This window comes from Erwinia sp. V71, assembly GCF_965644245.1.
Classification (GTDB): Bacteria; Pseudomonadota; Gammaproteobacteria; order Enterobacterales; family Enterobacteriaceae; genus Erwinia.
The window spans coordinates 1-18,785 of sequence record NZ_CBFFRK010000035.1 but is presented as its reverse complement, the minus strand read 5'-3'; the positions used below and the strand labels follow the sequence as shown (position 1 = coordinate 18,785).

Annotated in this window: 18 protein-coding genes; 6 read left to right on the top strand and 12 right to left on the bottom strand. The window is 52.6% G+C overall.

The features are described 5' to 3' along the window. Positions 1 to 62 precede the first annotated feature (62 nt). The 10 genes from ACSZO1_RS10050 to ACSZO1_RS10005 all read right to left on the bottom strand — a co-directional run bounded on the left by ACSZO1_RS10050 (position 63) and on the right by ACSZO1_RS10005 (position 11,762). A complete protein-coding gene (locus tag ACSZO1_RS10050) occupies positions 63 to 1,136 on the bottom strand; it encodes an acyltransferase family protein (RefSeq protein WP_437612072.1) in 1,074 nt (357 codons plus the stop codon). A 232-nt stretch (positions 1,137 to 1,368) separates the two neighbouring features. Next, positions 1,369 to 2,121, bottom strand: a complete 753-nt coding sequence (gene tcyN, locus ACSZO1_RS10045; protein WP_437612070.1) for an L-cystine ABC transporter ATP-binding protein TcyN — start codon at positions 2,119 to 2,121, stop codon at positions 1,369 to 1,371. Continuing rightward, positions 2,118 to 2,786, bottom strand: coding sequence for a cystine ABC transporter permease (gene tcyL / locus ACSZO1_RS10040; protein WP_437612068.1), 669 nt, complete (start codon positions 2,784 to 2,786; stop codon positions 2,118 to 2,120). The genes tcyN and tcyL overlap by 4 nt, the downstream gene beginning before the upstream one ends. Further along, a complete protein-coding gene (tcyJ, locus tag ACSZO1_RS10035) occupies positions 2,786 to 3,586 on the bottom strand; it encodes a cystine ABC transporter substrate-binding protein (protein WP_437612066.1) in 801 nt (266 codons plus the stop codon). The genes tcyL and tcyJ overlap by 1 nt, the downstream gene beginning before the upstream one ends. Before the next feature lie 125 nt (positions 3,587 to 3,711). Next, on the bottom strand, positions 3,712 to 4,701 hold the full coding sequence (gene dcyD, locus ACSZO1_RS10030) for a D-cysteine desulfhydrase (protein ID WP_437612064.1): 990 nt from the start codon (positions 4,699 to 4,701) through the stop codon (positions 3,712 to 3,714). A gap of 86 nt (positions 4,702 to 4,787) precedes the next feature. Continuing rightward, complete coding sequence (fliZ, locus tag ACSZO1_RS10025; RefSeq protein WP_437612062.1) at positions 4,788 to 5,291, bottom strand: flagella biosynthesis regulatory protein FliZ; 504 nt, start codon at positions 5,289 to 5,291, stop codon at positions 4,788 to 4,790. Positions 5,292 to 5,335: 44 nt separating this feature from the next. Continuing rightward, a complete protein-coding gene (locus tag ACSZO1_RS10020) occupies positions 5,336 to 6,058 on the bottom strand; it encodes an RNA polymerase sigma factor FliA (RefSeq protein ID WP_437612061.1) in 723 nt (240 codons plus the stop codon). A 154-nt stretch (positions 6,059 to 6,212) separates the two neighbouring features. Next, entirely contained in the window at positions 6,213 to 7,181 is a 969-nt protein-coding gene (locus ACSZO1_RS10015) for an HNH endonuclease signature motif containing protein (protein WP_437612059.1), read from the bottom strand. A gap of 185 nt (positions 7,182 to 7,366) precedes the next feature. After that, positions 7,367 to 10,627 carry an O-linked N-acetylglucosamine transferase family protein gene (locus ACSZO1_RS10010; protein ID WP_437612089.1) on the bottom strand — a complete coding sequence of 1,087 codons (3,261 nt, stop codon included), beginning with the start codon at positions 10,625 to 10,627 and terminating at the stop codon, positions 7,367 to 7,369. 244 nt (positions 10,628 to 10,871) lie between these two features. Continuing rightward, positions 10,872 to 11,762 carry a flagellin gene (locus ACSZO1_RS10005; protein WP_437612057.1) on the bottom strand — a complete coding sequence of 297 codons (891 nt, stop codon included), beginning with the start codon at positions 11,760 to 11,762 and terminating at the stop codon, positions 10,872 to 10,874. Between the two features lie 401 nt (positions 11,763 to 12,163). On the opposite strand from ACSZO1_RS10005, the gene fliD reads away from it, so the two are divergent. The 4 genes from fliD (at position 12,164) to amyA (ending at position 16,011) form a co-directional block, all read left to right on the top strand. After that, entirely contained in the window at positions 12,164 to 13,627 is a 1,464-nt protein-coding gene (gene fliD / locus ACSZO1_RS10000) for a flagellar filament capping protein FliD (RefSeq protein ID WP_437612055.1), read from the top strand. 19 nt (positions 13,628 to 13,646) lie between these two features. Continuing rightward, a complete protein-coding gene (gene fliS / locus ACSZO1_RS09995) occupies positions 13,647 to 14,057 on the top strand; it encodes a flagellar export chaperone FliS (protein WP_437612053.1) in 411 nt (136 codons plus the stop codon). After that, positions 14,057 to 14,419, top strand: a complete 363-nt coding sequence (gene fliT / locus ACSZO1_RS09990) for a flagella biosynthesis regulatory protein FliT (protein ID WP_437612051.1) — start codon at positions 14,057 to 14,059, stop codon at positions 14,417 to 14,419. Before fliS ends, fliT begins: the two co-directional genes overlap by 1 nt. A gap of 113 nt (positions 14,420 to 14,532) precedes the next feature. Then, positions 14,533 to 16,011 carry an alpha-amylase gene (gene amyA, locus ACSZO1_RS09985; RefSeq protein ID WP_437612049.1) on the top strand — a complete coding sequence of 493 codons (1,479 nt, stop codon included), beginning with the start codon at positions 14,533 to 14,535 and terminating at the stop codon, positions 16,009 to 16,011. 98 nt (positions 16,012 to 16,109) lie between these two features. On the opposite strand, the gene yedD is transcribed toward amyA, so the two are convergent. Next, positions 16,110 to 16,571, bottom strand: coding sequence for a lipoprotein YedD (gene yedD, locus ACSZO1_RS09980; protein ID WP_437612047.1), 462 nt, complete (start codon positions 16,569 to 16,571; stop codon positions 16,110 to 16,112). Between the two features lie 78 nt (positions 16,572 to 16,649). Here yedD and ACSZO1_RS09975 point away from each other — a divergent pair, with 78 nt between their 5' ends. Together ACSZO1_RS09975 and ACSZO1_RS09970 are read left to right on the top strand one after the other, a co-directional pair. Next, complete coding sequence (locus ACSZO1_RS09975) at positions 16,650 to 16,973, top strand: DUF6388 family protein (protein WP_437612045.1); 324 nt, start codon at positions 16,650 to 16,652, stop codon at positions 16,971 to 16,973. 282 nt (positions 16,974 to 17,255) lie between these two features. Then, complete coding sequence (locus ACSZO1_RS09970) at positions 17,256 to 17,498, top strand: DinI-like family protein (protein WP_437612044.1); 243 nt, start codon at positions 17,256 to 17,258, stop codon at positions 17,496 to 17,498. Between the two features lie 42 nt (positions 17,499 to 17,540). Here ACSZO1_RS09970 and ACSZO1_RS09965 read toward each other — a convergent pair whose 3' ends face one another. Continuing rightward, positions 17,541 to 18,512: a chemotaxis protein gene (locus ACSZO1_RS09965; RefSeq protein ID WP_437612042.1), complete on the bottom strand. Its 972-nt coding sequence runs from the start codon at positions 18,510 to 18,512 to the stop codon at positions 17,541 to 17,543. Positions 18,513 to 18,785 lie beyond the last annotated feature (273 nt).

Here is an 18,785-nt window from a genome sequence, read left to right as displayed (position 1 = left end):
CACCACAGGCTAACAGAATTCGCCATTTTTACCTGGCGGACCTCCCTGCCCGCACCACACAGTTACAGATCAAATTTCATCCGCAGCAGCTTTGGATAGATAAACAGCGATTTGCCCATCCCGCGATTGAGCAGCGTCCATACGGCCATCGAACAGGCGCTGCACAGCGCCACCATCGCCAGTGGAAAACCGACCGCCCACAGCAGCGAAAACAGCGGATAAGCAAACAGCTGATGGTGCAGCGCAAACAGGATCGCCGTCATACCGAAATACTCGATAAAGATGCGATGCAGCACGTAGATCTGCAGGGTGTTACGTCCCACCCAGTTCAGCCAGGATAAATCGAGATATTTATTCAGCTTACGCGCCAGCGCAATGCAGGCGGCAATCGACAACAGGCAGAGAAACAGGCTTTTCTCCAGTCCCAGCCAGATATGCCCCACCGCCAGCCCCAGCAGCAATAACCAGCGCCCGGTATTGCCACGCCGCCACTCGCTCAGGTGAATCATTTCACGGCTGTAAAACACCCCGGTCAGAAAGTAAATGAAGTATTGCGCCAGACTCGCCAGTCCCCAGCCCGGGATCATATCGCCCACCGCCGCATAATTCAGGGCGACGGCCGCCAGCAGCAGTGGCAGCCGGTACGGACAGAACAGTTTTGCCAGCAGGAAAAACAGCGCCAGCGCATACAGATACCAGGAGCTGCTCATCGCCACCAGCATCAGTTCAATAAACTGCTGTGGCGAATCCGCCCAGGCGGCATTGACATTATCCGACAGGCGCTGCCCGGTAATGCCGGTGGAAATCGCGTAAATCGACAGCCACTGAATCACGCCCCATAACAGATAGAGATACAGCAGGTTCGTCACACGGCTGGTAAACACCTCACGCCACGACTTATACAGGATCGCCCGCGCGGCCAGCAGCCCGGACACAAAGAAGAAAGCCGGCATCCGCAGTGGCGACAGGACGTTGTTAAAGACAATCCAGACTTTCGCTACCAGCGTGCCCGCAGTGAGATAGTGCAGCGTATTTTCAAATCCCGGTGAGACCACGTGATAAAGCACCACCAGCAGGATGCAGGCGCCTTTAAGCGTGTTGATCCACAGAATTTCTTCTGTTTTAGAGTTATGCATGGTGTTCACTCCGGCTGTGTGTAAAGCAAAATGCGTAACGTCACGCGTTATTGTCATACTTATGCCGGGGATTATTAGCGAAACGCATGCGCAATAGCTTTAGCTATTGTCTTAAAAAGTATCGAATGGACCTGCAAAATCAGTCAGTTAGAATGAAGCCACCTGCATACAGGCCTGTTATACGGGATGGCGGCGCGTGATTTTTCAGACTTTCCCCGCGCCGCCAGGTCCATCAGTTATTGAGGAATTTATCGAGGAACTGCCGGGTACGCGCCTGCTGTGGATGACTGAACAGCTGTTTTGCCGGTCCCTGCTCGACGATTTTGCCCTGATCCATAAATATCGCCCGATCGGCGACATCACGGGCAAAGCTCATCTCATGGGTGACGATCACCATGGTGCGCTTCTCCTGTGCCAGCGCGCGGATGGTATTCAATACTTCGCCCACCAGTTCCGGGTCCAGTGCTGAGGTCGGTTCATCGAACAGAATCACTTCCGGGCGCATCGCCAGCGCACGGGCGATCGCCACACGCTGCTGCTGTCCGCCAGACAGACGACGCGGAAAACTCTGTTCTTTACCGTGCAGCCCGACCTTTTCCAGCAACTGACGCGCGCGCGCCACCGCTTCATCACGGTTTTCCCCCTTCACAATCACCGGTCCTTCAATAATATTTTCCAGCACTGAGCGGTGCGGAAACAGATTGAAGTTCTGGAACACAAAGCCGACCTGCTGGCGTAGCTGGCGCACCTTGAGTTTCTGCTTGCTCAGCGGTTGCCCGGCATCAATCAGGATATCGCCCACCTGAATGGTGCCGCTGTCCGGGGTTTCCAGCAGATTAATGCTGCGCAGTAAGGTGGTTTTACCGGAACCGCTGGGGCCGATAATCGCCACCACTTCGCCGGAACTGACCTCAAGATCGATGCCATGTAACACCGTCTGCCCATTAAACTGCTTCACCAGTTTACTGACTTCGATGGCACTCATTTTGACTCCCGATCCTGACGATTAACATGGTTTTCCAGCCGGTTCTGCAGTGCGGACAGGAGGGTCGCCATCACCCAGTAAATCAGCGAGGCGGCAAGATACATGGTGAACACTTCCAGCGTGCGTGACGTGATCAGCTGTGCCTGACGGAACAGCTCCGGCACCTGAATGGTGGCAGCCAGCGAGGTATCTTTCACCAGGCTGATAAAGCTGTTACCCAGTGGCGGCAACGCGGTGCGCGCTGCCTGCGGTAAAATGACCCGGCGCAGCGTCTGCCACGGCGACATACCAATACTGGCGGCGGCTTCCCACTGACCCCGTTCAATGGCGGCAATCGCGCCACGCAGGGATTCAGAGGCGTACGCCGCAGTATTCAGCGACAGACCAATCATTGCCGACGGAATCGGGTCCAGTTCAATACCAAACTGTGGCAGGCCGTAGTAAATCATAAACAGCTGAGCGATTAACGGCGTGCCGCGAAAAACCGACACGTAGAAACGCGCCAGCCAGCTGAGCGGCCAGAACGACGACAGGCGCATCAGCGCCAGCAGAAAGCCGAGGATCAGCCCGAAGAACATGCCGCCGATACTCAGCTGCAGCGTAAAGACGGCGCCTTTCAGTAAAAAAGGTGCTGAATCCAGCACCAGTTGAATACTTTCCTGCATTATTTAGTGACGTCCGCGCCAAACCATTTTTGCGACAGTTTCGCCAGCGTGCCGTCTTTTTGCATCTCGGCAATGGCGTTGTCGATCGCTTTCACCAGATCCTCGTTGCCTTTACGCACCGCAACACCCGCTTCCTGACGTGAGAATGCCGGGCCTGCTACCGCCAGGGTGTCGCCGGTTTTCTTCACCAAGTCCAGCGCCGCCAGACGGTCAACCAGAATCGCATCGGTACGGCCTACACGCAGATCCTGATATTTGGTCGGGTCATCATCATAGGTACGCACATCGGCCTGCGGCACATGTTCACGCAGCCACTGCTCATAGTTGGAGCCCAGACCCACGCCAACTTTCTTGCCGTTCAGATCTTCCGGTTTGGTGATACTGCCCGCATTCGCTTTTTTGGTCAGCGCCTGAATGCCGGACACGGTGTAAGGGGTGGAGAAATCATATTTCTTTTTACGCTCGTCGGAGATGGTGACCTGGTTGATCACCACATCGATGCGTTTGGAATCCAGCGATGCCAGCATACCGTCCCATTTGGTCGGTTTCAGGTCGGCTTTCACGCCCAGATGCTGCGCCAGCGCCTGGGCGAATTCGACTTCGTAACCGGTCAGCTTGCCATTTTCATCCTGGAAGCTGAATGGCGGATAGGTGCCTTCAAGGCCCACAAGCAGCGAACCGCGCTGTTTCACTTTATCCAGCAGTTGTTCTGCAGCAAAGGTTTTGGCGTTAAAACCGGCGACCAGCGCCACGGCCATCACACCCATCACCAGCTGGCGACGTACTAATGAGAAATTCATATCTACCCCATTATTGCTGTTGTTTTTAAAGGCGGCAGTCGCGCCGCCCGAGATGGTCAACACCGTGCATTGACATGACCTGTTGTCTGTAGCGCCCGGATTATAGGGCGTTTTTCACCATCAGCTTAGACCGAAGGATGATAAGCAAATAACGCCGGTGCACCGCCGGTATGGACAAACACAATCGGCCCTTCACGGCGAAAACGTTTCTGGCTCAGGCCATCAATAAGTCCCGCCATCGCTTTACCGGTGTACACCGGATCGAGCAGGATGCCCTCCAGCCGAGCCAGCAGCTTCACCGCTTCCATTCCCTCTTCATTCGGCACACCGTACTGCGGGGAAAAATAGTCATCCCAGAGGGTGATCGGCGCACGGGCTTTCAGCTCCAGTTTCTCTGCCAGTGCCTGCTGCAGCTGCTGCACTTTCGGCAGCTGATCGGCCACTTTGCGCGAGACAGTCACGCCGACCAGTTCGGTGTCCGGCAGCAGCTGCTCCAGCCCGACCGCCAGCCCCGCATGCGTCCCCGCACTGCCGGATGCCACCACCACGGCAGCAATATCCAGCACCCCTTCGCTCTGGCTGGCAATCTCCTGCGCACATTCAACATAGCCCAGCGCCCCCAGTGCGTTAGAGCCGCCGACCGGCACCACATAAGGACGGAACCCCTGCGCTTCCAGCCGCGTCGCCTGCTCTTCCAGCTGACGATCCGGCGCGTCGAGCACATCGACAGGTACGATTTCGGTATCAAACAGATCCAGCAGCAGTCGGTTACCGTTGCTGTGATAGTTGGCAACGGCGGCATCGCCAAGCGGGTTTTCCAGCAGCGCGACACATTTCAGCCCCAGCTTCGCCGCCACCGCTGCCGTCTGGCGCACATGATTCGACTGAATGGCTCCGGCAGTGACCAGCACATCAGCCCCTTCACGCAGCGCATCGGCAGCGAGAAATTCGAGTTTACGCAGTTTATTGCCGCCCATCGCCAGTGGCGTGGCGTCATCGCGCTTAATAAAGATATCGCGACCGAGATAGTCAGAAAGTCGGGGAAGGTACTCTAACGCGGTCGGTAGACCGATCAGTTCGAGACGGGGAAATTGGTGCAGATTGTGTAAGGACAACGTCGCCTCCGGCAGAAACGTTTGCAGTTATCCTTACAGTGTTGCAGAAGATGACCCAAAGGTCACCTTCCAGATAATTAACGTGCTTAGTTACGCTGCCAGCCAAGGAACTGATCGTATTTGCGCAGGGCGATACGATAGTTATTGTTGCCGGCATCCGGCAGATCGTTTTCCAGGCACTCGTGCCAGCTGTTGCCACGCAATTTTTCTGCCGGGAAATTACGCGCCGACAGCATATCGTCGAGGCGGCGCAATCGCACCACATACTCGCGGATCGTGCTATGGCTCATTTCCGTCTGCTCAAACAGGTACTGTTTGAACGCCATGATATCGAAGTAATTAGGATGTGTGTTGCAATAAATATCGCTGCAAAAACGACATAACGCTGTCAGTTCGTTCTGTAATTTCAGCCACACCTGATCGTCGATCAGCTGGTCCATCCGGGAGATAGTTTCTTTATTGATTATCTGACCACGAAATACCAATGCCATTCTGTCTAACACTTTACCGCAATGGGAACAGTGACTCTGACTGTGTTTGTAATCTTTCAAATATCGGCTTAATGGCCTGGTTTTTGACTTGGTTCCCATTCAAGAGTCCCCGGTTATTATTTTGAGAGCGAGAACTGACTTTGTCAGCGCGCTCCCGTTAACCGGGCGCGCAGGCGTTTGATCGCCTGACTGTGCAGCTGGCTTACGCGGGACTCACCCACTTCCAGAACCGCGCCAATCTCTTTCAAATTCAGTTCTTCCTGGTAATAAAGTGTCAGCACCATTTTTTCGCGTTCAGGCAGAGCCTCAATCGCTTCAATGACGCGTTCACGCAGATTCCCTTCCATCAACTGGTGCAGCGGATTAGCCTCTTCATGGCCGTCCGTCACCAGCTCCGCGCTGTCACCGTGTTCTTCACGATATTCGTCGTAAGAAAACAGCTGGCTGTTGTTGGTATCCAGCAGAATCTGCCGGTACTCCTCAAGTGACACATCGAGTTGTGCAGCCACTTCCTGTTCTGTGGCTGAGCGTCCCAGAGCCTGCTCAACCTGGTGCATGGCACTGGCCACTTCGCGCGCATTACGGCGCACGCTGCGTGGAGCCCAGTCACGGCTACGCAATTCATCCAGCATCGCACCCCGGATGCGCTGCACGGCGTAAGTGGTAAAGGCTGTGCCCTGTAACGCGTCATAGCGCTCCACGGCATTTAACAGACCAATACCTCCTGCCTGCAGCAGATCGTCAAGTTCGACGCTGGCGGGCAGCCGTACCTGCAGGCGCAATGCTTCATGGCGCACCAGCGGTACGTATCGCTGCCACAGCGAATGTTTATCCATCACGCCATCGGCGGTATATAGATCGTTCACTCTGACTACCCTGCGTTAATTAAGTTATCGGCATGATTATCTGTTTCTGTAGGGCAGTTTGATTGGTGGAATAGCGGCAAAAAAGGCGGGTTATTTCGTTTTTGTGGCATTCGCAGATCCCGCAACCGGAAAAGATCGGCTGCGGGATCGACGATCAAAGTTTGCGACTGAGACGCTCGCGGGTGCTGTCCGGCACCAGCGACCACAGGGCACAGACTTTGCCTTCCAGTTCACGGTAAAACGGCAGTAACGTATGATCCTCCAGCAGCGTCTGGCGAAAATGCACCGTCCCCGCTTTTGGATCAATCGACAACCGCTGGCTGGCGAACAGGCGCTGTAAGTCGCTGCGTAAAAACAGCCCATTATCGGTGCTGTTATCAAGCAGAAACCCCAGCTCATTCTCCTGGGTATCGATATGGCAGGCTTCCACCCATGGCCACGCCTGCTCATCGGTCAGCAGCGTGCCGGTGATGATACAGGCGCCATAGCGCGCACGCACCGCCTGGTTAAATTCCAGGTGGCTGGCACGCTGCCACAGCCGCGATTTAACGCGTCGCCCAACCTGGGTTCCCGGCATCACACCGGTCGCCGCCGGCAGTAACGCCGAGGTCAGCACCACGATAAACTGCAGCTGGCGCGAGTATTCGAAGCAGGGTTTCGACTGGCGGTCATACAACTGCCAGTACTCATCCTCATCATCACTGCGCAGCAGCGTCAGCGTATAGCCACGCTGTTGCAGCAGGGACTGCGCCATGATCGATGCCGGGTCCAGCATCGCCAGCACCTTGCTCTCCCCCATCACTTTCCAGCTGTTCCACGGAGCAGGCTCCTGGGCACGGCGGAAATAGAGGAAGCTCTCCTGGCTGTGTAAATAGTGTTCAAAACGCGACAGATAATTTTTCCGCTCGTTATCACCACTAATAAACAGCAGGTCTTCCAGTGGTATATGACAATCCTTGCTGGCGAAGACGGCGCGGATTGTCAGGCTTTTGCTGGTTGTGGACGGGCTGAGCAGTCCACGTGTAGTCAGTAATTTATCATCGGGATATTTCTGGCTATAGCGCTCGCTGATGTCATCAAACGACAGAACATCCCCAGGTAACAAGTCATAATTGAAGCGCATAGCACACTCCAGAAGCGGGAAAAGTTAATCAAAAAACAGACAAGCTGCTGTTGGAAGTTATCGGCAGAATGGCGGGGAACTGTAACAGTCTGTTTGCTTTCTGAACGAGAATTTAACCGCGAAAGGAGGTCATACTGGCGGAGATGACTCCCCACGCCAGGCGTGGGGAGAAAAGATGAAGAAAATCAGGAAGCAACCTGTTTAAATCTTTCCAGCATGCGATCCATATACGCGCGATCAATGCCGCTTTTAATTTTAAACACACCGGCACTTTCTGCTTTTTCCACGGTATCGAGGAATTCCAGCACGGAGTGATAGTCGCGGCGGTTCCAGAAGTCGTGGATAAAGATCGTCGTGGCAGAGAGATCCTGCTGGGTATCCAGCGCATGCTTAATCGCATTCAGGGTACAGGCCACGCGGAAGCGCCCGTCAACCAGAACAAAATCGAAGCCCTGCTCGTGGCTGAGAATCGCTTCACTGTACAGCGAGAATTTCTCTTTATGGCTGTCATCCACCGGATAGCCCCATTCTTTGGTCGGCCCAATGTCGACGTAATCGACTTTGCACAACGGACCGGCTTCTTTATGCAGCGTATCCACCCAGAATTTATCGCTTTCGACACCATACACTTCGATGCCGTTACGGGTTGCCAGTTTGGTTGAGCCACCGCTGCCAAATTCGAAGTAACGAGTCGACTGTTTCACGTAACGCTCAAACAGCTCGGTTTCCGCCGGAGACATGCGTGGCACTTCCGGGATAATGTTAACCACTTTCTTCTCTGGCTGGCTTGCAGGGGCCGCCTGTGTTGCATCACTGACATTATTCAGAAACGCCTGCGCCCGTTCTGTTGAGCCGCTCAGCAATACCTGTGCGGCTGCATCACGCATTTTGTAACCGGCATACAGAATAAATGCCAGCTTCTCACGCTGTTCACCGCTCAGTTCCGCAAGACGCTTAGCATCCGGCACAAACAACAATTGTGCAGAGACCATTTTTGATGACGGCAACGGCTCATGACCGTCAATCACGAGCGGTGCTGCGTAGCTAATGTTGCTAAAGGCATGGAAAGTAAAGCCATACTGCGCCAGCGTTTCACCGATCTCATCGAAACGCATCTGCCCCTGATGGGTGGCTACAAAGCGATAATTGACCGCCAGTAACAGGCAACTGTTCAGCACACGTGTCGCATGCTGGAACACGGTACGCAGGTTAAAGCGGTTATCGAGCACAAACCATTCAAGCCGATCCAGACCGTGAATGTTATCCAGTTTCGACGAAGCTGCGGTGATCTCAGTGAGCACGCGCTGCCCTGCCCAGTCACCCGCGGCATCTTCCGCTTTCAGCGCTTTCAAATCACTGCTGTAACGTGAATCAAGGCACATATACACCGGCGTATCGTCACCATTGCCCAGCAGATGCATTTGAATATGTTGAATCGACTTGCGGTCCAGCGGCAGATGGCTCTCTTCAACCTCGCCCAGCGTATCCATAATCACACTGTGAATCGCGTTGGTGGAAGAAAGGTCAATGAAATCTTTACCACGGGCAAACACGCCGCCGTAGTCCATCATCATCACTTTGCCGTTCAGCCTGAATTCAAAAGCATCATCCTGACGTACAGGCACAACACTGGCCGTTTCTGTCGGATGTTCCAGTACAACCGGTACACCATCATCGGCAAAGTAAGGCTGCGCACCCTCAGTCATATGAAGCGCTTCTGGGGCTTTTCCGTCACAATAACGCTGCCAGACTGCACGCATGGCGTCAGAGAAGTGCTGGGCAAAGCGCTGACCATCGCAAACGGGTGACTGGAGCAGAACATCGCGCAGGTGCTGGCGGATAATCACCAGGCTGTCGGTATCATTCGCCATACCGGTCGCAATATCGATGTATTGCTGCCAGCTGCCCGCGACCAGCTCTGGCATACCGCCATGCACCAGATGCGACGCTGAATGTCGGCCAGCAAACGTTGGACCCGGCAAGGTTACCACCGGCACCCCCATCGCCATCGCTTCACAAGTGGTTAAACCACCGGAGTAAGGCCAGGGATCAAGGGCAATATCGATATCGTTGTAGGTCGCCAGCAGTTCTTTATGCGGCGAAGCCCCTTCAAGAATCACACGCTCGCGCTCAATACCATGATTTTCCATAGTCGTGAGTACTTTTTCACGCAGAGATTCGTTTTTAAAGTTAAAACTTTTCAGCAGTAAACGTGACGATGGCACGTTATTTAATAATGCCGCCCACTGTTCAAGCAGCAAATCGTTGATCTTCGAAGCATTGTTAAAGCAGCCAAAGGTGATATAGCCCTTTTTCTTAAACGGCGGTTCACTCAATGCTGGCAGATAATAAGGCGGATCATAACAAATATAATCGCCAGGCAGGCGAATCAGCTTTTCTGTGTACAGTGCATCCGCACCTTCCGGTGTTTCAACATGATCACTGAGCAGATAATCCATGGTTTTCAAACCAGTACTACTGATCAGGCCGCCCACCCATTTAATAATAATCGGTGCAGGAGCGGCCTGTAGTGCAGGCATTCGGCTATTAGCGTTATAACCGCAAAGGTCGAACAGAATATCGATCTCATCATCACGGATCATTTTGTCCAGCACATCATCTTTCTGACCAGCAACAACCTGCCATTTCGTACAAATACGCTGAATGCGATGGGTAATATGATCTTCACTAAAGTTAGTACTGTAAGCGTAAAACTCCATCTGCGAGGCCGGGATATGCGAAAGACCCAGCGTAATCATATTGCCGACCGGGTGCGAACGCAGACCATCAGAGATCATACCGATACGCAATTTTTTGTTTTTCGCTTTATTTTTCGCAACGGCACGTTTGACGCTATGTCCCGGTTTGAAGATGTCCTGCCAGCTTTTACACAGGGCCAGAATCTCTTCCGCACTTTTCAGCGGGTCATAGTGTGAACCAACAATGTGGTTATAAAATGGTGTGGGGTTATTTTTTGATAATCGGCTGCTTTCGGCATAAGCCTGATTCATTTTTTCGAATTCGGCCAAATCCTGATAGATCATCCCCAGGTTGTTCCAGTACAACCAGTTTTGCGGTTCTTCCCGGGTCATCTCCTCGAATGCAACGACAGCCAGCTCATATTTTTTTTGTTTCTGCAATACAGTCGCTAACAATGAACGCAGCGGGCGCGATTCCTCATGATTCAGTTTTTTGATCGCATCCTGTAAAAAGATTTCAGCTTCCGCCATGCGGTCGCTGTTATAGAAAATATTCGCTTTGGCGTATAACGCTTCATTATAGGAGGGGTAAAGTTCCAGTGCCTTATTCAGACTCTGTTCCGCCTCAAAAAAAGCCCCCTGCCTTTCATGTGCCCGTCCAGAGAGTACCCATAATAAGGGATTCTGCGCATCACGTTGAAGTAACTCATTCAACAGAACTAATGCATCTGCCGGATTCTGCGTCATTAAATCAGCAGCACGTTTGATTTTGGCATTAAACTCGCTGCCAGCGCCATTCTTGTTATTAATTACTGGTCTTGAGGCTGATTTTTTCATAGGAGAAATTTACCGTTATATGTTCCGGCAGAGCAACAGATTATGCCATCTGTCAGTCCGCACCCCAGGAAGCCAGTATAAAATGCACAAAAAAAAATAACGGGTAAAATACCCGTTATTTTTGATGCTATTTAAGCGGATTGCTGGTTCAGACTTACTGCAGCAGAGACAGTACGTTCTGTGGAACCTGGTTCGCTTTAGACAGTACTGAAGTACCCGCCTGTTGCAGAATCTGCGCACGGCTCATTTCAGATACTTCGGTCGCGTAATCAGCATCTTCGATACGGCTCTTAGCAGCAGTGATGTTGGTTACGGTGCTGTTCAGGTTGTTAACCGTTGATTCGAAACGGTTCTGGCTCGCACCCAGGCTACTACGCAGGGAGTCAACGCTGGAGATAGCTTTGTCGATTTCAGCCAGCAGACCAGTGTCAACGGTAGCAACGGTAGCAGTAGTACCGGTAGCAGCGGTGTAAGTTGCCAGGATACCGATAGCAGATGCACCAGTTGAGCCCTCAGTGATGCCAGTCAGGCCAGCAGTAGAGAACAGAGTGGTAGAATCGATTTTCTTCAGAGAGATACCTATAGTTTCGCTATCCTGCGCACCAACCTGGATGTTCAGAGTCTGTGCAGTAGACAGAACTTTGATGCCGTTGAAGCTGGTCTGTGAAGAAACACGGTTGATTTCTTTGATACGGTCAACGATTTCGTTGTTGATTGACACCAGGTCATCACCGGAGTTAGTACCGTTGTTTGCCTGAACAGCCAGCTCACGAATACGCTGTAAGTTGGTGTTGATTTCGTTCAGTGCGCCTTCAGTAGTCTGAGCGATGGAGATACCATCGTTAGCGTTACGTGCAGCCTGAGTCAGACCGTTAGTCTGAGAGGTCATACGGTTAGCAATTGCCTGACCAGCAGCGTCATCTTTCGCGCTGTTGATACGCAGACCAGAAGACAGACGCTCGATGGCGGTGCTCAGAGATGACTGAGATTTATTCAGGTTATTCTGAGTGGTCAGGGACATAATGTTAGTATTGATAACGGCCATGATAATATCCTTTAATTCAGTTTGGGTTTAGTTATGAGCCTTAGCGCTCACGGCGTCTCTCACCGTCAACCAAGTTATCGGATGAGCATTTCTGAACTTTAGAAAAAAAAGACAGAAATTGATAACCAAATGAATTAAAAGGATTTTTATTTGAAAATAATTACTCATGCCACTAACCACTGCTGGCAACGCTCGCAGATTGATAATAAATTAAGGAAAGAAAACGCACAAGCCAGACGCATAATCGTTGTTACTCCTGCGACTTCCCCTTTCCCGCTATCGCGTTAATTACCTGCAAACAGGCGCCCTATTCCAGCCATCATTTTTGTCCAGCTTCTCTAAACTTTTCTCAATCCAGGCCGATATGGCTCTTGTACATCTGTTTAACCTGAGGATTGATTATGGCGAGTACAAGCTCTGGTAGCATTAGTAGCCTTGGTGTAGGGACCACCCTCGATCTGGACACTCTTTATACCTCGTTAGAAACAGCAGAAAATACCAAGCTGACGGCAATCACCGAGCAGCAAACCAGCTATACAGCAAAACTGACTGCGTACAGTTCGCTGGCAAGCGCAATGTCATCTCTGCAAACCGCGATGACCGCGCTGACCAAAACGGCGACTTTTACCGCTACCGCGGTAACCAGTACCAACACCGCGTTTACCGCCACTACTGACGCGACTGCCAGTACCGGCGATTTCAACGTGACTGTTGAACAGATCGCGAAAGCACAGTCACTGCTGTCAGGCACGTTCAGCAGCACCACGACCAAGTTAGGTGGCACCACCACTGACGGCACGCGTACGCTTAGCATCAGTCAGGGTAGCGGTGATCCGATCACTATTACCCTGAAAGATAGCCAGACGACGCTGAGCGGCATTGCCAGCGCCATTAACGCCAGTGGAGCCAATGTTAGCGCGTCAATCATTACCGCCAGCAGCGGTGAATCACACCTGTTACTCACCTCAAAAACCACCGGTACTGACGGTGATATGACGCTGACCGTAACGGGCGATGACACGCTGCAGGGCCTGATTGGCTATGACTCAACGTCTACCGACACGCAAAACTTCACGGTGCAGACCGCCTCACAAAACGCCAAATTCAGCATTAATGGCGTGTCAATGGAGCGCAGTAGTAACACCGTCAGCGACGCGCTGACCGGTGTTACCCTGAATCTGAAAGCCGCAAGCAGCAGCACCAGCGGTGAAACCCTGACAGTAGGCGCGTCAACAGACACCACGCTGGCCGCAGTCAAAGCGTTTGTCACCGCCTATAACTCACTGCAGACCACGATTGCCAATGTGACGGCATACACTGCGGTGGACGCGGGTGACGATCAATCGAGCAGTAACGGTGCACTGCTGGGTGATAACACGGTACGTACCGTGCAAACCCGCCTGGCCAGCATGTTGTCTTCCGTACAGGGTAGTGGTACCTACTCTATTCTGTCGCAACTCGGCATCACCACCAACACGACGAAGACCAGTGCTGGTGCGGTAGGAACCCTGAGTCTTGATGAAGACAAGCTGAAAACAGCTCTGACGACGAACCCACAGGCTGTCAGCGAGTTCTTTATTGGTGACGGTGAAACCACCGGTCTGGCCACCACCATGAGCAGCAAACTGACTGATATGCTCAGTACCACTGCCGGTAAAGAGGGCATCATTCAGAATGCCAAAGATGGTGTGCAGTCGACGATTGATGATCTGGCTGACCGTTACGAGAAAATGGAAGCGACCATTGAAGCGACCATGGCTCGGTATAAAACCCAGTTTACTAATTTGAGTACGTTGATTAACTCGCTGAACAACACGTCAAGTTATCTGACGCAACAGTTCTCTACTGACTCATCTTCAAGTTAAGCATTTAAAAGGTTGAATTATGTATAAAAATTCGGGGGCGCAGCTTTACCAACAGGTAAGCCTTGAAAGTGGCGTCATGAGCGCCAGTCAGGAACAGCTGCTGACAATGTTGTTTGACGGTGCGCTCAGCTCACTGGTGCGCGCCCGTCTGTTTATGCAGGATGGCCAGATTGAGGGCAAAGGAAATGCCCTCGCCAAGGCCATCAATATCATCAAGAATGGTCTGCAACAGGGACTGATTAATGAGGCGGGAGATGACCTCGCTGACAATTTGATCACTTTATACGATTACATGGTGCGTCGTCTCACCCACGCCAATCTGCGTAATGATGTTTCCGCCATCGAAGAAGTTGAAGAACTGCTTCGTGGTATTGCCGATGCCTGGAAAGAGGCGTTAACCCTTCCGTTCCCTGTTCAGGACGTTTCATAATGAACCATACGCCCTACGTGTTTGAAACTTATCAGCAACTGCTGCACCTCAGCCAGAATATGCTTCGTCTGGCCAATGAAGGTGAGTGGGATGCGCTGATTGCGGTAGAAGTTGACTATGTCAGCGCCGTTGAAAAACTGGCTGCCGCGACGCAGCACAACCCGTTGTCCGAACGCGCACTCCAGCAGATCCGCCCGGTATTGCGTCATCTGATTGACAACGAAGCCGAAGTGAAAAGACTGCTGCAGGAGCGGCAGGAAGAGTTGAGCCGCTTAATCGCCGGTTCGACACAGCAGAAAAACGTGCTGCACACCTACGGCAAATTATCCGGCAACGTGTTAATGCATCACGACCACAATTAATTCCCCTGCTCCCGATCTATCGCCGGGTGTTGTGCAGCGCATAACACCCGGCTTTCTTTTTAGCGGCGCTGCACCATACTTCATTGTCCCCGCAGTGGAAATGGAGCAAAACGATGCGCAATCCCACGCTGTTGCAGTTTTTTCACTGGTACTACCCGCAAGGCAGTAAGTTGTGGCCGGAAGCGGCCGACAGAGCGCCCTGGCTGGCAGAAACCGGCTTTACCGCGCTGTGGCTGCCGCCCGCTTATAAAGGCGAATCCGGCGGCTATTCCGTTGGCTACGACAGCTATGACCTGTTCGATCTCGGTGAATTTGATGCCAAAGGCAGTCGCGCCACCAAATATGGTGACAAGCAGCAGCTGCTGGACGCCATTGCCGCTTTAAAATCGCACCAGCTTGGTGTGATCCTCGATGTGGTGTTTAACCATAAAATGGGTGCCGATGAGAAAGAGCGGGTGCAGGTGAACCGTGTTAACCCGGTTAACCGCGAAGAGATCGACGATGAGGCGATTGACGCCGATATCTGGACACGCTTTACCTTTCCGCAGCGTGCGGGGCAGTATTCGCAGTTTATCTGGGATCACAAATGCTTCAGTGGCGTCGACCATATTGAGAACCCGGATGAGAACGGCGTGTTTAAGATCGTCAACGATTACACCGGTGACGGCTGGAATGATCAGGTTGATGACGAACTGGGCAATTTCGATTATCTGATGGGCGCCAATATCGATTTTCGCAACCATGCGGTGACGGAAGAGCTGAAATACTGGGCGCGCTGGGTACTGCAGGAAACCGGCTGTACCGGCTTTCGCCTTGATGCAGTGAAACATATCCCTGCCTGGTTCTATAAAGAGTGGATCGACCATGTGCAGGAAGTGGCAGACCAGCCGCTGTTTATGGTGGCGGAATACTGGTCCTATGAACTGGACAAACTGCAGCACTATATTCACCAGGTCGGGGGAAAAACCATGCTGTTCGACGCGCCGCTGCAACTGAATTTCCACCATGCCTCCGAACAGGGAGCCGATTACGATCTCACGCAGATTTTTAACGACACGCTGGTGGCCGCTGATGCCTTTCACGCGGTCACGCTGGTCGATAATCACGACACCCAGCCATTACAGGCGCTGGAAGCGCCAGTCGCGCAGTGGTTCAGGCCGCTGGCGTATGGGTTGATCCTGCTACGCGAACAGGGCGTGCCCTGCGTGTTCTATCCCGATCTGTTCGGTGCCCGTTATCAGGATGAAGGCGGCGATGGCGACCAGCATGAGATAGAAATTGCGCCAATTGCCGAACTGGAAGCGCTGGTGCGAGCCCGTCAGCAGTATGCTCATGGCGTGCAGACCGATTACTTTGACCATGCCAGTTGCATCGCCTTTAGCCGCAGTGGCACAGAAGAACTGCCGGGCTGTGTGGTGATCCTGTCGAATGGTGAAGAAGGCGAGAAAAATGTCGCACTGGGTGAGCATGATGCCGGCACGGCATGGTATGACTTGCTGGGGCACCGTGACGAAACCGTCACCTGCGACGACGCGGGGAACGGCCTGTTTCGCTGCAACGGCGGCAGTATCAGCGTCTGGGTAAAACAGTAATCGTCTCTTCCGGCGAACACGCCGGAAGTCCGTATGGCAGCAGAGGGAAGCCAGGCAGGAAGTGCCGCCGGGCTGCCCATACCTGCGGCTACGGCAGATTACGGTTGTACAGGTTTGCTCTTCAGCAGTTCCGGTTCAATATTTTGCAGCACAGCGGTATTCGGCTGTGACTGCAGCGCGGTCATCGCCTGCTGACATTCGGTGGTAGGATGATTCACCTGTTGCAGTTCGAGACCGTCGTAATGCAGCACCTTGCCTTCACGCACCAGCGGCATCACACGTAGCTCGCGGGTGATATTGATATCCTCGCCATCCAGGCGTGATAACTTACCTGGTTTGGCAATCACGCGCTGCCACTGGCGGCAATCCAGTGTATCGCCCTGCGGGGTAATGATCAGACTGGCGACAGCCTGGTCGTTAATCAGTGCGCTTTGCGGCGTCAGCGTTTGCCAGTAGCCCTGCAGCTCTGCCGATGCCGGGGTTTTTACCGCCTGATCATAGCTGGTGATTTGTGCACAACCGCCCAGCGCCAGCGCGCCGACTACCATCCACTTCTTCATGTTAATTCCCTGACCTCATTACGTTCGCAGTTACGGTATAATTTTTCCGGTAAAAATGGAATCACAAGGATTACAGCAATGAAAACCCCAGAAGAGTACTACGCCCTCGCCCGCAGCATGTTTTTCCAGGCGCACCCTGATTTTCAGACCGCGCTGGACAGCATCAGCACCCAGGATGCCACCGCAATGGGCGTAACACTGGAGAAATTAAAAGAGATTCAGGCCGATCGCATCTATGCCGCCTTCCTGCGGGCGAAAAAACAGGATGCGATGCTGTTCTCTATCCAGCTGGCTGAACCCGATAAAGAGGTCGCCGCACAAGCGATTGAAAAGTATCTGCGTTCTCACGCCGAAGCGCTGGGTATGAGCTGGGAAGAGTTCTGCATTAAAAACGAACTGTAATACCCTGAGCGAGCAATTATTCGACAGCTGTCGAATTTCTTGCGATTAAAGTTGTACAAAAACGAAAATATTGTATAAGTTTACTGTGCAGGCGACAGACGTCTCTGCATATCCTTGTTTAACGAATCGTGTTTGTACACGGCCTCTGGAAGTGTTGCTGGATTTCCACCTCCAGAGGTAAATTTTTTTCCCCTCCTCCCCCTTACCACTTGATACTGTACAGTTATCCAGTATTATGGCCGCAGGAAAATTTACCCCTTCAGGACCTGAGAGGCCAACCACATGTTCGTCGAACTGATTTACGATAAGCGCAATGTTGCCGGGCTGGCGAATGCCAATGAGATGATTCACGAAGAGCTGGAAATGCGTATTCATCGCGCCTTTCCTGATGCCGAAGTGAAAGTGAAACCGATGCAGCGTAATGCCATTGAAACCGATGCCAGCAAAAGCGATAAAGCGATTATGGCGCGGATTATCGAAGAGATGTTTGAAGAAGCCGATATGTGGCTGGTAAGCGAATTCTAATCACCGGGGCGGGCATGATGCCGCCCCGGAGGTCATCGGGTGTTAGTCCGCCGCGGCATCCAGCACTTTCTTCAATACTGCTGACAGCTCGTTAATTTCAAACTTCGCCACATAGCCATCCGCGCCGACTTTGCGCACATGATCTTCGTTGGCGCTGCCAGACAGCGAGGAGTGGATCACCACCGGAATATTACGCAGTACCGGGTCGGTCTTGATATTACGCGTCAGAGTAAAACCATCCATTTCCGGCATTTCGAGGTCGGTCAGCACCAGTGAAATACGATCCTGAATCGGTTGTCCCAGTGCCGCCGCTTCCTGCGTAATCTGCTTAATGCGTTCCCAGGCTTCGAGGCCGGTGTTATGCAGCGTGGCCGGAATACCCATCACTTTCAGGCCCTGCTCCAGCATATTACGCGCCACTTTGGAGTCTTCCGCGACAATCGCAATCGCGCCCGGGCGGAAGTTGAAGGTCTTCTCTTTCACGCCATCAACCGGCACATCACGTACTGACGGAATAATGTCGTGCAGGATCTGCTCCACATCCAGCACCAGCGCCATCTGGTTACCGTTGCCCTGCTCTTCATCATCCAGCACCGCGATACTGGTCACGTTGCGGCTGCTGACGCTGGCATCTGCCGGATGCACCTGGCTCCAGTTCAGACGCACGATATTGTCTACCGACTCGACGGCAAACGCCTGAGTATTACGCGCGTATTCCGTTACCAGCAGCAGATTAAGACCGGTGGTTGGCGTGCAACCCACGACCGCAGGCAGATCGATAACCGGGATCAGCTGACCACGAATATTGGTCATGCCCAGCAGTGGCGAATGCATCCCGGCCGCACGGGTAATTGGCGTCATCGGGACAATTTCGCGCAGCTTAAATACGTTCAGTCCGAACAGTTCGGATTTCTCTTCCTGATTGGCGGTTCCCAGACGGAATAACAAAAGTTCGAACTTATTTGATAATGTAAGATTCGCCCTTTCATCGATTTCTTTCTGAAAGTTATCCATCGTGACCTCTGAGTTATTATTAATTGGTATAAACCTGTCTGGGTGATAGCAGTGATGCATCAGGGCACCAGCCACGTTGCGCTCTCGCGTCTCATACGTATACGCTGCTGCAATCATCACTCTGACTGGTTATCGGCAGTGGCAGAAAAAAATACAGATGCACGCTGGTCAGATGAGAAAAATAATAGAGAAAAAGTGTTAAGGAAGGTGCGATTTAATCATTCAAAGTTCTGTTCATGACTACAATGATTGCCGTTCATCTATCGTTTTCAG

Bases quoted from the DNA above. Each gene is read 5' to 3' on its own strand.
- tcyN (WP_437612070.1), bottom strand. From the start codon at position 2,121: ATGAGTGCCATCGAAGTCAGTAAACTGGTGAAGCAGTTTAATGGGCAG.
- ACSZO1_RS10015 (WP_437612059.1), bottom strand. From the start codon at position 7,181: ATGCGCTTCAATTATGACTTGTTACCTGGGGATGTTCTGTCGTTTGAT.
- fliZ (WP_437612062.1), bottom strand. From the start codon at position 5,291: ATGGGAACCAAGTCAAAAACCAGGCCATTAAGCCGATATTTGAAAGAT.
- ACSZO1_RS09975 (WP_437612045.1), top strand. From the start codon at position 16,650: ATGAAAACCCCAGAAGAGTACTACGCCCTCGCCCGCAGCATGTTTTTC.
- tcyL (WP_437612068.1), bottom strand. From the start codon at position 2,786: ATGCAGGAAAGTATTCAACTGGTGCTGGATTCAGCACCTTTTTTACTG.
- ACSZO1_RS10050 (WP_437612072.1), bottom strand. From the start codon at position 1,136: ATGCATAACTCTAAAACAGAAGAAATTCTGTGGATCAACACGCTTAAA.
- ACSZO1_RS09965 (WP_437612042.1), bottom strand. From the start codon at position 18,512: ATGGATAACTTTCAGAAAGAAATCGATGAAAGGGCGAATCTTACATTA.
- fliD (WP_437612055.1), top strand. From the start codon at position 12,164: ATGGCGAGTACAAGCTCTGGTAGCATTAGTAGCCTTGGTGTAGGGACC.
- ACSZO1_RS09970 (WP_437612044.1), top strand. From the start codon at position 17,256: ATGTTCGTCGAACTGATTTACGATAAGCGCAATGTTGCCGGGCTGGCG.
- amyA (WP_437612049.1), top strand. From the start codon at position 14,533: ATGCGCAATCCCACGCTGTTGCAGTTTTTTCACTGGTACTACCCGCAA.
- ACSZO1_RS10010 (WP_437612089.1), bottom strand. From the start codon at position 10,627: ATGACGCAGAATCCGGCAGATGCATTAGTTCTGTTGAATGAGTTACTT.
- yedD (WP_437612047.1), bottom strand. From the start codon at position 16,571: ATGAAGAAGTGGATGGTAGTCGGCGCGCTGGCGCTGGGCGGTTGTGCA.
- fliS (WP_437612053.1), top strand. From the start codon at position 13,647: ATGTATAAAAATTCGGGGGCGCAGCTTTACCAACAGGTAAGCCTTGAA.
- fliT (WP_437612051.1), top strand. From the start codon at position 14,057: ATGAACCATACGCCCTACGTGTTTGAAACTTATCAGCAACTGCTGCAC.
- ACSZO1_RS10005 (WP_437612057.1), bottom strand. From the start codon at position 11,762: ATGGCCGTTATCAATACTAACATTATGTCCCTGACCACTCAGAATAAC.
- tcyJ (WP_437612066.1), bottom strand. From the start codon at position 3,586: ATGAATTTCTCATTAGTACGTCGCCAGCTGGTGATGGGTGTGATGGCC.